Below are 13,262 nucleotides of genomic sequence, written 5' to 3'. Positions count from 1 at the left end.
CGGATATTGACGAAGCTGCCTAGAGTCTCGCGGCATGAACGCCGTACTCGAGATAGCTGGGCTGCAGAAGACCTATCGCAGCCGGAAAGGTGTGCGCCGGGCTCTGGACGGCTTCGACATGGTGGTCGAGGCCGGTCAGGTGCACGGCTTCCTCGGTCCCAACGGCTCCGGGAAGACGACCACCCTGCGTACGCTGCTGGGGCTGATCCGGCCCAACGGCGGGCGCATGGCGCTCTTCGGCCAGGAAGTTCCCGCGCACCTGCCGGCGGTGGCCGGGCAGGTCGGGGCGATCGTGGAGAGCCCGCAGTTCTTCGGCAACTTCTCGGCCTTCGACACCTTGTCGCTGCTGGCCGACGCCGGCGGGGTGCGGCGCGAGCGGGTCACCGCGGTGCTGGAGCTGGTCGGGCTGCGCGACCGGGCCAAGGAGCGGGTGCGCACCTACTCACTCGGCATGAAGCAACGCCTCGCCGTCGCGTCGGCGCTGCTCAAGGAGCCGCGGCTGCTGATTCTCGACGAGCCGGCGAACGGGCTCGACCCGGGCGGCATCCGGGAGATGCGCACGCTGATGCGCAACCTGGCCGAGTCGGGCATGACCGTGCTGCTCTCCAGCCACATCCTCGGCGAGATCCAGCTGATCTGCGACCAGGTCACGATCATCTCGGCCGGGCGGCGGGTGGCCGCCGGCTCGGTCGAGTCGGTGCTGGCCAGCCACGCGTCGAGCGCGGTCAGGGTGCGGCTCGAGCCCGGCGTCGACCTGCTCGGCGCGGCCAAGCTACTGCTCGCGAAGGGCGCCGAGGTGACCCTCCAGAACGACCATTTCCTGGTCGGCAACGCCGGAAACCCGGCCCAGATCACCCGGATCCTGGCCGAGAACGAGATCTACGTCAGCGAGCTCAGCCCGGTCTCGGCCGACCTGGAGAGCGTCTTCCTCGAGCTCACCGGCACCGCGCCGGTGGAGGGTCAGAACCGCCAGGTCGACCAGACCGCGATGGCGCCGGCACCGGGTGGGTGGGGTCAGTGAGCCTGTATCAAGCGGAGACGCGCCGGCTGGTCAAGCGGCGGTTCACCAAGCTCTTCGTCGTCTGCGCTCTGCTCGTGCTGGCGGCGATCGCGGCCGGCGTCTTCCTCAGCAACCAGAAGGCCGGCCCGGACACGATCGCCAAGGCCAACGCCGAGGCGCAGAACAGCTACCAGCAGGCGCTGGCCGACACCAACCGGCTGATCGAGCAGTGCCGGGCGGCCCAGGGCACGGCCCAGGCGAGCCAGTACCCGCCGAACTGCGAGATCCAGCTGCCGACCCAGTCCGATTTCGACCCGCGCTGGTACATGCCGGCGACGTTCGACTTCCAGGAGTCGTTCCCGGGGATGGTCACCACGCTGGCGGCGGTGCTGGCGGTCGTCGCGTACATCATCGGCGCGTCCTTCGTCGGCGCCGAGTGGAACAGCGGCGGCATGATGAACCTGCTGCTCTGGCGCCCGAAGAGGTTGCAGGTGCTGGGCACCAAGCTGGCCGCGCTGCTGGTCGCCACCACCGCGCTGACCGTCGTGCTCAGCGCGATCTGGACGGCCGGCTTCTACTTCATCGCGCAGGCCCGGGGCTCGACCGCCGGGATGACCAACGGCGCCTGGCAGTCGCTCGGGCTCATGGAGCTGCGCGCACTCGGGCTGGTGCTGGTGGCCGGCGCGGTCGGCTTCGGGCTGGCCTCGCTGGGCCGGCACACGGCGACGGCGCTGGGCGTGGCGATCGGCGTCATCGTCGTGCTCCAGTTCGGCCTGGGCGCGGTGATCGCGCTGGCCAAGGTGAAGTTCCCGGAGCTCTACCTGGCCCCGTTCTGGATCTATGCCTGGATGAACAAGCAGTACATCGCCCAGGACTACAACTCGTGCAACTTCTCGGGGACCGACGGCTGCAAGCCGGAGACGCTGACCATCACCTGGCAGATGGCGGGCGGCGCGCTGACGATTCTCATCGTGCTCGTCGTCGGCGCCGCTATGTGGACAATGCGTAGGCGCGACATAACGTGAGGTAACGGAAACCCGGCCATACGCGGGTGCCGCCGGCGACCTATGCTGCTGGCGGCCCCCGCCAGGTCCAGCCCGAGGAGCACCATGCAGCCCGAGGAGTCCACCCAGCACATCCCGGCCCCTCGGGAAGCCGACGTTCCGGCCACGGCGGACCAATCGGGCCTCACCGATCGCGAGCGCGAGATCCTCGGCTTCGAGAGCCGCTGGTGGAAGCACGCCGGGTCCAAGGAGCAGGCCATCCGCGACACCTTCGGCCTCTCCTCGACCCGGTACTACCAGGTGCTCAACGCGCTTCTCGACAAGCCCGAGGCGACCGAGCACGATCCGGTTCTCGTCGGCCGCCTGCGGCGCCTCCGGGCCACGAGAGCACGCACGCGCCGTCGTTAGCCGGGTTGGTGCTCTTTCGCGTACGCCGAGAGCCACGCCACCTGGGCCGGATCAAGTGAGGGCCGGACCCGTTCGCGCGCCGTCGCCACGTTCGCCGCGGTGACCGTGGTCGCCTCCAGCGAGTCGCGCATCGCGGCCAGCGCCGCCTCCCGGATCAGCGCCGCGCAGTCGGCGGCCGAGAAGCCGTCCAGGTCGTCGCCGAGCGCATCGAGGTCGACCGCCTCGTCCAGCGGCACCTGCTTGGACGAGGCCCGCAGGATCGCCGCGCGGGCCGAGCCGTCCGGCGGCGGCACGTAGACCAGCCGTTCGAGCCGCCCCGGCCGCAGCAGCGCCGGGTCGATCAGATCGGGCCGGTTGGTCGCGCCGATCACCACCACGTTGCGCAGCTCCTCGACCCCGTCGAGCTCGGTGAGCAGGGCCGCCACCACCCGGTCGGCGGTGCCGCCGTCGGTGGCCTGCCCGCGGGTCGGCGCGAGCGCGTCCACCTCGTCGAGGAAGACCAGCGTCGGCGCCGCCTCCCGGGCCCGGCGGAACAGCTCGCGCACGGCCCGCTCGCTGTCGCCGACCCACTTGCTGAGCAGCTCGGCGCCCTTGACCGAGAGCACGTTCGCCTTGCCGGTGCCGGCGATCGCCTTGACCAGGTACGTCTTGCCGCAGCCGGGCGGGCCGTAGAGCAGCACGCCGCGGGGCGGGGAGACGCCGAGCCGGGCGAACGTGTCCGGATAGGTCAGCGGCCACAGCACCGACTCGGTGAGCACCTGCTTGACGTCGGCGAGGTCGCCCACGTCGTCGAGGGTCACGGCGGCGACCTCGAGCGTGGAGTCGGCCATCGAGGTGGGACGGACCACGTCGAGCGCGGCCTCGAAGTCGGCCATGGTGACGGTCGGCGACTCGGCCTCCTTCTGCCGCAGGGCGGCGCGGACGCCGGCCTCACGGGCGAGGGCGCCGAGGTCGGCGGCGACGAAACCGGGCGTACGGCCGGAGACGTCGTCCAGCCGTACGTCCTCGGCCAGCGGCATGCCGCGGGTCAGCACGCCGAGCTGCTCGCGCCGCATGGCCGCGTCCGGCAGCGGCACGGCGAGCTGCACGGCCAGCAGGTCGGGCGCGCGCAGCGACGGGTCGACCGACTCGGGCCGGCTCGTCGTGCAGATCACCGCGACCCCGGCCCGGACCGTCTCCTCGAGCACCTGGTGGAAGACGGTGGCGAGCGGGCCCGGCTCGTCGCGCGGCGCGAGGGCCTCGACGTCGGAGAACAGCAGCACCGAGGGGCTCTCGCCGCGGGCTTCGCGGGCCAGGGCGCGCAGCTGCTGGGCGGCGGCGTCGTTGGTGAGCGCGGCCAGCGAGGGCGCCCAGACCGGCAGCACCCGCGCGCCCACGGCGGCGGCCACCGCCCGTACGAGCGCGGACTTGCCCGACCCCGACGGCCCGGAGATCAGCACGCCGAGCGAGACCTTCGTGCCCAGCCGGGCCAGCACCTCGCCGTGGTGGAAGCCGAGGTCGAGCAGTTCCTCCAGCTCCTTGGCCTGAGCCCGCAGGCCGGGCAGGTCGTCGAGGCTGGGCGGCGGCACCTCGGGATCGGTGGCGGCCGGCGCGCCCGCCCGGACGGCCGGGGTCGACGCCGTGCCGCCGGTCGTGTGGTAGCCGTCGGCCCAGCCGACCACCGTGTCCATGGTCACCAGGGCGGCGTCGGTGTCGTCGACGGCGGTGACGGCGAGCAGCGCGCTGGTCCAGCCGTAGCCGACCCGGTTGGCGAGGCTGCGCCGGGCCGCCTCGACCAGCGACCGGTTGCCGGCGTCGGGCAGCACGTCCTGCGGCAGCAGCGAGACGTCGTCGCCGGCGCTCACCACCTTGCCGAGCAAGGCCAGCCGCAGCATCTCGGGGGAGACCACGGCGACGATCTCGGGCGGCCCGGTGAGCGTGACCCGGCGGGCCTCGACCACCGGCAGCGGCGCGACCGTGACCTGGCCGCCGTCGCGCATCTTGAGGTTGCCGATGGTCAGGTCGTCGGCGTAGAGCAGCGCCCGGCTCGCGCCCGTCTCGGCCCGCGCGGCCACGCCCGCGGTCGTGCGGGCGCCGGCCAGCCGCACCGGATCGCCGGGGTTGATCGCCAGCGCGGCCATCACCTCGGGGTGGAGGCGGACAATACCGCGGCGGGCGTCGAGGGCCGCCGGCCGCAGCGTGACGGTCAGCGTGAGTTCGGGAGACACAGTGATACACGCTATCGCCGTCGCGCTGTGGACGTCGCGCTGTGGATGAGTCACCGAAGTTGTCGTACCCCCGCCGTAGATTGGCCGCCCACCCAACAGGGCGGGGGAGGGGGTGGGCCCGGTGGGCCCGGTTGGCCCGGTTGGCCCGGCGGTCACGGCGGTCACGGCGGTCACGGCTGAGACGGCTGAGACGGTTCACAGCCGAGGCTCAGATCCGGGCGGCTAGCTTTGGCCGCATGTCACTCTCGGGCCGGCTGCGCCAAGCGGTCACTCGTCGCCGGATCGTGGCCGGCTCGGTGGTCCTCGTGCTGGTCGCCGCGCTCGTCGGCTGGGCGGTGTGGCCCGACACGCCGGGCTGGACGGCGACCGACCAGCGGATCACCGTGCGCTCCGGCCCGGCCGGCGGGCAGCCGGTCGAGCTCGACACCCGGTTCTACCTGCCGCGCGACCGCGGCGGGCGGGTGCCGGCCGTGCTGCTGGCGCACGGCTTCGGCGGCACCAAGGACTCGGTGAGCGACGACGCGCAGTCCCTCGCCGACCGCGGCTACGCGGTGCTGACCTGGACGGCCCAGGGCTTCGGCCGCAGCGGCGGGCAGATCCACCTGGACAGCCCCGACTACGAGGTGAAGGACGCGCAGGGCCTGCTCGACTGGCTCGCGGCCCGGCCCGAGGTGCGCCTCGACGCGCCCGGCGACCCGCGGGTGGGCGTGGTCGGCGGCTCCTACGGCGGCGGCCTGGCCCTGATGCTGGCCGGCCAGGACCGGCGGGTCGACGCGATCGTCCCGTCGATCACCTGGAACGACCTGACGAAGGTGTTCCTGCCGCAGTCCGCCGACACGACCGCGACCGGGGTCTTCAAGAAGGGCTGGGCCGGGCTCTACTTCGGCAACGGCGCCGCGATCGGTCAGCCCGACGCCGAGGCCGCGGCGCCGGCCGCCGACCCCGCGTGCGGCCGGTTCGCGGCCGACGTCTGCGCGGCCTATCTCCAGCTCGCGGCCGCCGGCGAGCCCGACGCCGCGACCCTGGCCCTGCTGCGCCGGTCGAGCCCGGCCACCGTGCTCGACAAGATCAAGGCGCCGACGCTGCTGATCCAGGGCGAGGTCGACACGCTCTTTCCGCTCTCCGAGGCGGACGCCAACGCGCGCGGCATCGCGGCCAACGGCACGCCGGTGCGGGTGGCCTGGTTCACCGGCGGCCACGACGGCGGCGCCGGTCCGCAGACCGATCAGGACCGGGTGAAGTACCTCACCGTCCAGTGGCTCGACCACTACGTGAAGGGCGAGGGCGCGGCGCCGGAGAACAGCTTCACCTACTCCCGGGTCGCGGGCTTCAGCGCGCTCGACCGGGGCCTGGTGACCAACGGGTACTCGACGAAGGCCTATCCGGGGCTGCGCGGAACGGAGACGACGCAGGTCGCGCTCGCCGGCGCGGCGCAACCGATCGCGAATCCGCCGAACGGCAACCCCGGCGCATTGTCCTCCCTGCCCGGCGCCGGCGGTCGGCTGAGTGAACTGCTCGGCGGCGTGGCCGGGGATATCCCCGGGCAATACGCAACATTTACGTCCAAGCCGCTCGACGGCGCGATCCAGGTGGCGGGCGCGCCGGCGGTCCGGCTGCGGGCGGCCTCGCCGACCGGGGAGGCGACGCTCTTCGTCAAGCTCTACGACGTCGACGAGTCGGGCGTGCAGACCCTGAGCGCGGGCCTGGTCGCGCCGGTCCGCCTCACCGGTCTGCCGGCCACGATCGACAAGGCGCCCGAGGTGACGGTCACGCTGCCGGCGATCGTCCGGCAGATCGAGGTCGGGCACTCCCTGCGGGTCGCGGTCGCGACCAGCGATCAGGCGTTTCTCACCCCGGCGCGGCCGGCCGTCTACACCGTGGCGGTGGGTTCCACGGTCACCCTGCCCACGGTCGTCGGGACCCCGATCGCCAACCCGCAGACCATCTGGCGATACGTGCTGGCCGGCCTGATCGTGGCGATCGTGCTCGGCCTCGCCGTGGTGCTGCTCGTGCGCCGCAAGCTGCGGCGCCGCCGGCACGACGAGGTTCTCGCGGAGTACGCGGACACGCCGCTGGTGGTGCGCGACCTCCGCAAGGCGTACGGGGACGGCTTCGTCGCCGTCGAGACGATCAGCTTCACCGTCGAGCGCGGCCAGGTCGTGGGCCTGCTCGGGCCCAACGGCGCGGGCAAGACCACCACCCTGCGCGTGCTGATGGGCCTGACCATGCCGACCGGCGGCGACGCGCTGGTCTTCGGCCACCGCCTGACGCCCGGCGCGCCGATCCTGTCCCGGGTCGGCGCCCTGGTCGAGGGCCCCGGCTTCCTGCCGCACCTGAGCGGCTACGACAACCTCAAGGCGTACTGGCAGGCCACCGGCCGGCCCGAGGCGGACGCGCACTTCGAGGAGGCGCTCGAGATCGCCGGCCTCGGCGACTCGGTGCACCGCAAGACCCGCAAGTACAGCCACGGCATGCGTCAGCGGCTCGCCATCGCCCAGGCCATGCTCGGCCTGCCCGAGCTGCTGGTGCTCGACGAGCCGACGGACGGGCTCGACCCGCCGCAGATCGCCGAGATGCGCCGGGTGCTCAAGCGCTACGCGACCGACGGCCGGGCGGTGCTGGTCTCCAGCCACCTGCTCGCCGAGGTGGAGCAGACCTGCACGCACGCCGTGGTGGTCAACAAGGGCCGGATTGTGGCGTCGGGCCCGGTCGACGACATCGTCGGGGAGTCGCCGTCGGTGCTGCTCGACGTCTCCGACGTGCCGGCCGCTTCCCGGGTGCTGGAAGAGCTGGGCGTGCGCTCGGTGACCCCGGACGGGCCGTCCGGCCTGATCGTGGACATGAACGGCACACCCCGGGCCGAGGTGGTGGCCTCGCTGGTGCGGGCCGGCGTCGACGTCGACCGGGTGGTGCCGCGCCGGCGGCTCGAGGACGCGTTCCTGGCCCTGGTCGGCGACAACTCGCGGGGAAGTGGGGACCGATGAGCGCGGCAGCGGGCAAGCCTTCAGTCCGTACCAGGGCGGTGGGCGGGGCGGTGGGATGGCGGGCGTCGGCGACGCTGCCGGTGTGGGCCGAGGTCAAGCGGCAGGCGACGCGTCGGCGTACCCAATTGGCCCTGGGTTTCATGGTTCTGTTGCCCTTGATCATTTTGGTCGCGTTCGAGTTCGGCGGCGGCAACGGCGGCGACGACAACAACGGCGGCGGGGCGTTCGGCAGCCTGGTCGACCTGGCCACCTCGGGCGGGCTCAACTTCGCGCTGTTCTGCCTCGCGGTCTCGGCCGGCTTCCTGCTGGTCGTGGTGGTGGCGCTGTTCTGCGGCGACCCGGTGGCCAGCGAGGCGAGCTGGGGGAGCCTGCGCTATCTGCTGGCGATCCCGGTGCCACGGGCGCGGCTGCTGGCGGTCAAGCTGGTGGTGGCTCTCGCGTACGCGCTGCTGGCGCTCTTGATCTTGACCGCAACCGGCCTGCTCGTCGGCACCCTGCGGTACGGCTGGCACCCGCTCGGCAGCACGGTGGCCGCCGCCATCCCGCCCGGCCAGGGGCTGCTCCGGCTGCTCGGCATCGTCGCCTACCTCGCCGTGATCATGATGGTGGTGGCCGGGCTGGCGTTCCTGCTCTCGGTGCTGACCGACGCGGCGCTGGGCGCGGTCGGCGGCGCGGTGCTGCTCTGGATCCTCTCCAGCATCCTCGACCAGATCACCGCCCTGGGCAGCATCCGGGTCGGCCTGCCGACCCACTACAGCGACGCCTGGCTCGGCCTGCTCTCCACCCCGCCACAGGTGGATGACCTGGTCAAGGGGGCGATCGCGGCGGTCTGCTACGCCACGCTGTTCTGGTCGCTGGCGTTCTGGCGGTTCACCCGGAAGGACATCACCTCGTAGGGAGGTCGCTCACACCTCGGGATACCGGGATCGCCTTTTCCTGAGGGCGACGTAAGGTGTTGGAAACACAACTGAATACCTCATCCAGAGGGGCAGAGGGAACGGCCCGATGAAGCCCCGGCAACCACCGTGTTTGTCTCGATGACGAGGCCGCACGCGGCAGGTGCTAATTCCGTCCCCGCCCGGCAGGTCGCCGCGGGGAAAGATGAGAGGAAGGCCTCGATGACGTCTGCCGTCAGCACACCCTCTGCCACCGACTCCCCGGCCCGTGGCCTCGTCTGCCGCGCGTGCGGCGCCGAATACCCGCTGGTCGCCCAGCATGCCTGTTACGAGTGTTTCGGCCCGCTCGAGGTGGCCTACGACCAGGCCGCTCTCGCGCGGGTGACCCGTGAGCAGATCGAGGCCGGACCGCAGAACATCTGGCGCTATGCCGGGCTGCTGCCCGCCGGCCAGGACCCGGCCACCCGGGTCACCCTCGACCCCGGCCTGACCCCGCTGGTGAGCGCGCCGGCACTGGCCGCCGCCGTCGGGCTGCGCGCGCCGCTGTTCGTCAAGGACGACTCGGCCAACCCGACCCACTCGTTCAAGGACCGGGTCGTGTCGGTGGCGCTCACCGCCGCCCGCGGCCTCGGCTTCACCCGCTTCGCCTGCGCCTCGACCGGCAACCTGGCCAACTCGGTGGCCGCGCACGCCGCCCGGGCCGGCGTGCCCAGCATCGTCTTCATCCCGTACGACCTGGAGCAGGGCAAGGTCATCACCACTGCGGTCTACGGCGGCGAGCTGGTCGCGATCGAGGGCTCGTACGACGACGTGAACCGCCTTTGCGGCGAGCTGGTCGAGACCGACGAGTTCGAGGACACCGCGTTCGTGAACGTGAACGTCCGCCCGTTCTACGCCGAGGGCTCCAAGACGCTGGGCTACGAGGTCGCCGAGCAGCTCGGCTGGCGCATCCCGGCCCAGGTCGTCATCCCGATGGCCTCCGGCGAGCTGCTCACCAAGGTGGACAAGGCGTTCTCGGAGCTGGTCGAGATCGGCCTGGCCACCGCGCCTGAGGGCGGCTGGACCGTCTTCGGCGCCCAGTCGGCCGGCTGCAACCCGATCGCGGTGGCGCTGCACAACGACACCGACGAGATCGTCCCGGTGAAGCCGACCGGCATCGCGAAATCGCTGAACATCGGCGACCCGGCGGCCGGCGCGTACGCCATCGAGTCGGTCCGGCGCACCGGCGGCTGGATGGACTACGCCGACGACGACGAGATCCGCGCCGGCATCCGGCTGCTCGCCGAGACGACCGGTATCTTCGCCGAGACCGCGGGCGGCACCACCGTCGCGGTGCTCAAGAAGCTGGTGGCGAGCGGCAAGCTCGACCCCGACAAGGAGACCGTCGTCTACAACACGGGCGAGGGACTCAAGACCCTGGACGCGGTGGCGGGGCTCGTCGGACCCACTCATGAGATCAAGCCGTCGCTGCGCGGGGCCCGAGAGGCCGGCCTGCTGGGATGACTGTCGGTAATCGACTGTCTGCCAATAGTTGAAGATTCCATCCCCGGAGGACTTGCGCGGGCATCTCAGCGTCGGCAAGATGCTCTCTGCGGGAGGGCCGACGCCGTACGAGGCCCCTCACCTTTCGAGCTTGGCGACAATCTCTCGAGGTGCCCAACGACCCCAGTGCCGGAGGCGCTGTGCGTCCACCCTCCCGACCAAATTCGTTCGCGTCATGGCCGTCGACCCGCGAGGGTGGCGGCCATGACGCTTTCCACGGGCCCGCTCGTCTCGGCGGCCGACGCCTACGAGATCTACCGCGCCTGTGCCGTCCGCGACCGCGGTGACATCGAGCCGCTCACGCCGGCGGCGTTCGCGGCCACCGTGGCGACGCCGGCCGCGAGCTACGCGGTCGAGCACTACCTGGCGCGCCTCGCGGGCGAGCCGGTCGGCCACCTCGAGCTCGCCTTCTCTCAAGCCGACAATTTGGGCACTTTGGACGTCGAGCTGCGGGTGCTGCCGTCCGCGCGGCGGCGGGGCGTGGGCCGGGCCCTCTACGAGCTGGCCGTCGACCGGGCCCGAGCCGACGGCCGGGTGCGACTCGTCGGGCGCACGATCCAGCGTCACCCGGACGGGTCGTCCTTCGCGACCGCGATGGGCGCGCGGGCCGGGCTGGAGGAGATCCGCAGCCGGCTCGACGTGCGCGCGGGCGATCAGGCCCGGCTCGACGGCGAGCTGGCCGAGGCGTGGGAGCGGGCCACCGGCTATCACCTCGTGCAGTGGACCGGCGTGGCGCCCGACGAGATCATCGAGGACGCCGCGGCCCTGGACAGCACCTTCCTGACCGAGGCGCCCACCGGCGACCTCGACCGGGAACCCGAGCGGATCGACGCCGACCGGCTGCGGGCGGACGAGGCGGCCCGCGCCCGGCGGGGCCGGAGCACGTTCCACACCGGCGCCCTGCGGGGCGAGCGGCTGGTCGCCTGGACCACCATGAACTGCTCGTCCTACCGGCCGGCACACGCCTGGCAGAACGCCACGCTGGTGGCGCCCGGGCACCGCGGCCACCGGCTCGGCCTGCTCATCAAGCTGGCCAACCTGGCCCAGGTCCGCACCTACCGGCCGGGCGTCGAGGAGATCGACACCTTCAACGCCGCGACCAATGAGCACATGATGCGGATCAATCGCGCGATGGGCTTCCGGCCGGTGGAGTCGGTTCTGTTCTGGCAGCGGGACCTCTGAGACGCGCGAGCCATGGTCGCAGCGGCAGGTCGGTGGGGTAGCCGCCGGCCGTGAGCCCGGCTCGCCGCTCGAAGACGTTGTGGGCGCCCCACGAGCCGGTCGCCGTGTAGGACCACAGGCAGGCCGTCCAGTAGGCGGGCCAGAACAGCGGTCCGAGCCACGCGTACTGCCCGGCGTGCCGGCTCTCGTGGCCGAACAGGGCCGAGCGCTCGTCCGCGAGCAGCCACTCGGCGCTGCGCCGGCACATGATCACCGAGCCGACCGTGAAGCAGGTGGCCGGCGGCGCCTTGCGGCGGTAGTTCTCGCCGATCAGGATGCCGTCGCGGCCGCGCCGGACCCGGGCGCCGCCGAGCACGGCGACGATCAGGCCCACGGCGGTGGTGGCATTGGCGGCGGTGACCGCGGTGCGCAGGTGATGCCGCCGCATCAGATGCGCCGGCGCATGCGCAGCTCGGTGAGGGCGGGGAGCACCGGATGCGGCACGCGCTCGCCGGTGTCTTCAAATCCCAGCTTCTCGTACGCGCGAACGGCCCGCCCGTTGCCGACGACCACCTCGAGCATGAGGCTCTCCCGGCCGCACGAGCGGGACCAGGCGGCCACCGCCTCGACCAGCTCGGCCAGCACCTTGCCGCCGCGGTGTGCCGGCGTCACGTAGACCGCGAACACCACCGTCGACTCGGGCTCCTCGGGCAGGACGGTGCCGCCGGCGTGGCCGATCAGCCGGCCCCGGCCGCCCGGGTCGGCCACGAACTGGGCGGTCTGGCAGCCGGTCGCGGCCTGGGCGAGGCGCCGCCGGAAGGCCTCGTGCGGGCGGGCCGCGGCCTGGGCGAGGGTCTCGAGGAACGCGAGCGGGGTGTCGGCCAGCATCTCCAGGCGCAGGGCACGCATCCGCGCGGCGTCGTCGACGGTCACCCGGTGCACGCGCCAGCTGTTCACGGTGTTCTCCCTACCCTGTGCCGGGGTCGGCGGCAACCCGCTTGGCCGGAACCGGACGGGTGGCGGACCGGCGCCGGGTTGGGGCAAGGTGTGTCGATGGACGAGGGCGAGGACCGCTTCACGATGGTCGAGGGCCCGGTGGTGACGGCCGCCGACCCGTGGGACCCCGAGTCGCGTACGGCCGAGCTGAGTCACCCGGCGGCGTTGATTCTCGACGAGAACGACCCGCTGGTCCCGCCGCCCGGCCCGGTCCCCGTGATCACTCGCGCCCGGGGCGTCCTCCGGCGCTGCGCGACCCTGCTGCTGGCCGTCGGCGCGCTCGCCGCGGTGCCCATGCACTTCTTCGTCGGCCGGGTCGACGACACCGTGATCGCCGCGCCCGCCCTCTCCGATCTGCTCGGCGGCTTCGGCCTGCTGCTGCTCCCGCTGATGTGGCTGGCCTACTTCACGGTCTCGGCGCTGCCGCTGGTGATCTGCCTGGCCGGCGTGGTGGCGGTCGCGCTCGCCGAGGCGGCCACCGGCTCGCGGCCGTCGCCGCGGACGGTCTGGTGGCTGGTCGCCTACCGCCTGCGCCCGCTCTGGCTCTGGTTCGCGCTCTTCGGCGTGGTGACCCAGGCGCTGCCGCTGCTGCTCACCACCGACACGCTGGGCCTGGCCGTGGCGGCGCCGCTCACGGTGCTCTCGACCGGGGTGCTCACCTTCACCGGCATGCTCGGCTGCGTGGTGCTGATCGAGCGCGGGCACGGGCCGCGCCGGGCCGCGCATCTGTGCTCGAAGGGCTCGCTCACGGTTCCGGCCCTCGCCTCGCTCGCGGTCACCGTGCTGCCCCGGCTGGCCGACGCGGCGTGGGGCGCGCTGGCGTCGACCGTCGTGGCGGTGGCGGCGGTTCTGCTCTGGGCGATCACGGCCGTGCTGGCGTACGCGCAGGCCCGCCGAGCCGAAGGCCCGGTGACCAGCCGATCCCTGTTCGCCGAGCTCTCCCGGCCGGAGCTGGACTGATCCGCGCAAGGTGGCGTTTCCTTGCACTCGCCCCCCGGGAGTGCTAAACAAGTCATTGGCACTCGCGACTGGTGAGTGCCAAGCAGGTCGGGACGGTGGGGTTC

At 72.6% G+C, this 13,262-nt stretch carries 11 protein-coding genes and 1 riboswitch; of the genes, 8 read left to right on the top strand and 3 right to left on the bottom strand.

Features of this window, described 5'->3' with window-relative positions; all coding sequences use genetic code 11:
- Nucleotides 1–34 precede the first annotated feature (34 nt).
- The 3 genes from ACZ6TB_RS29625 (at nt 35) to ACZ6TB_RS29615 (ending at nt 2,412) form a co-directional block, all read left to right on the top strand.
- Nucleotides 35–1,021: an ATP-binding cassette domain-containing protein gene (locus ACZ6TB_RS29625; RefSeq protein ID WP_465559196.1), complete on the top strand. Its 987-nt coding sequence runs from the start codon at nt 35–37 to the stop codon at nt 1,019–1,021.
- Entirely contained in the window at nt 1,018–2,025 is a 1,008-nt protein-coding gene (locus ACZ6TB_RS29620) for an ABC transporter permease subunit (RefSeq protein ID WP_465559193.1), read from the top strand. Before ACZ6TB_RS29625 ends, ACZ6TB_RS29620 begins: the two co-directional genes overlap by 4 nt.
- 84 nt (nt 2,026–2,109) lie before the next feature.
- Nucleotides 2,110–2,412 (top strand): DUF3263 domain-containing protein, encoded by a 303-nt coding sequence (locus ACZ6TB_RS29615; protein ID WP_465559191.1) that lies wholly within the window; start codon nt 2,110–2,112, stop codon nt 2,410–2,412.
- Here the strand turns inward: ACZ6TB_RS29615 and ACZ6TB_RS29610 are convergent.
- The gene (locus ACZ6TB_RS29610; RefSeq protein WP_465559188.1) at nt 2,409–4,619 is read right to left on the bottom strand and encodes an AAA family ATPase; all 2,211 of its coding nucleotides are present in this window, start codon (nt 4,617–4,619) and stop codon (nt 2,409–2,411) included. The genes ACZ6TB_RS29615 and ACZ6TB_RS29610 overlap by 4 nt on opposite strands.
- A 236-nt stretch (nt 4,620–4,855) precedes the next feature.
- Here ACZ6TB_RS29610 and ACZ6TB_RS29605 point away from each other — a divergent pair, with 236 nt between their 5' ends.
- The 4 genes from ACZ6TB_RS29605 to ACZ6TB_RS29590 all read left to right on the top strand — a co-directional run bounded on the left by ACZ6TB_RS29605 (nt 4,856) and on the right by ACZ6TB_RS29590 (nt 11,223).
- Nucleotides 4,856–7,603, top strand: a complete 2,748-nt coding sequence (locus ACZ6TB_RS29605; protein WP_465559186.1) for an alpha/beta fold hydrolase — start codon at nt 4,856–4,858, stop codon at nt 7,601–7,603.
- Nucleotides 7,600–8,499: an ABC transporter permease gene (locus ACZ6TB_RS29600; protein ID WP_465559184.1), complete on the top strand. Its 900-nt coding sequence runs from the start codon at nt 7,600–7,602 to the stop codon at nt 8,497–8,499. Before ACZ6TB_RS29605 ends, ACZ6TB_RS29600 begins: the two co-directional genes overlap by 4 nt.
- A 77-nt stretch (nt 8,500–8,576) precedes the next feature.
- A riboswitch (SAM riboswitch) is annotated at nt 8,577–8,711 on the top strand.
- A gap of 10 nt (nt 8,712–8,721) precedes the next feature.
- Nucleotides 8,722–10,002 (top strand): threonine synthase, encoded by a 1,281-nt coding sequence (thrC, locus tag ACZ6TB_RS29595; protein ID WP_465559181.1) that lies wholly within the window; start codon nt 8,722–8,724, stop codon nt 10,000–10,002.
- A 243-nt stretch (nt 10,003–10,245) separates the two neighbouring features.
- Complete coding sequence (locus tag ACZ6TB_RS29590; protein ID WP_465559178.1) at nt 10,246–11,223, top strand: GNAT family N-acetyltransferase; 978 nt, start codon at nt 10,246–10,248, stop codon at nt 11,221–11,223.
- On the opposite strand, the gene ACZ6TB_RS29585 is transcribed toward ACZ6TB_RS29590, so the two are convergent.
- A complete protein-coding gene (locus ACZ6TB_RS29585; protein ID WP_465559175.1) occupies nt 11,162–11,650 on the bottom strand; it encodes a hypothetical protein in 489 nt (162 codons plus the stop codon). The genes ACZ6TB_RS29590 and ACZ6TB_RS29585 overlap by 62 nt on opposite strands.
- On the bottom strand, nt 11,650–12,111 hold the full coding sequence (locus tag ACZ6TB_RS29580; protein WP_465559297.1) for a GNAT family N-acetyltransferase: 462 nt from the start codon (nt 12,109–12,111) through the stop codon (nt 11,650–11,652). Before ACZ6TB_RS29580 ends, ACZ6TB_RS29585 begins: the two co-directional genes overlap by 1 nt.
- A 144-nt stretch (nt 12,112–12,255) precedes the next feature.
- Here ACZ6TB_RS29580 and ACZ6TB_RS29575 point away from each other — a divergent pair, with 144 nt between their 5' ends.
- Complete coding sequence (locus tag ACZ6TB_RS29575) at nt 12,256–13,158, top strand: hypothetical protein (protein ID WP_465559172.1); 903 nt, start codon at nt 12,256–12,258, stop codon at nt 13,156–13,158.
- Nucleotides 13,159–13,262 lie beyond the last annotated feature (104 nt).

It is taken from the genome of Actinoplanes sp. NPDC051537, assembly GCF_055586105.1.
The sequence above is the reverse complement of the archived record's forward strand: the minus strand, read 5'-3'. Positions and strand labels throughout refer to the sequence as shown.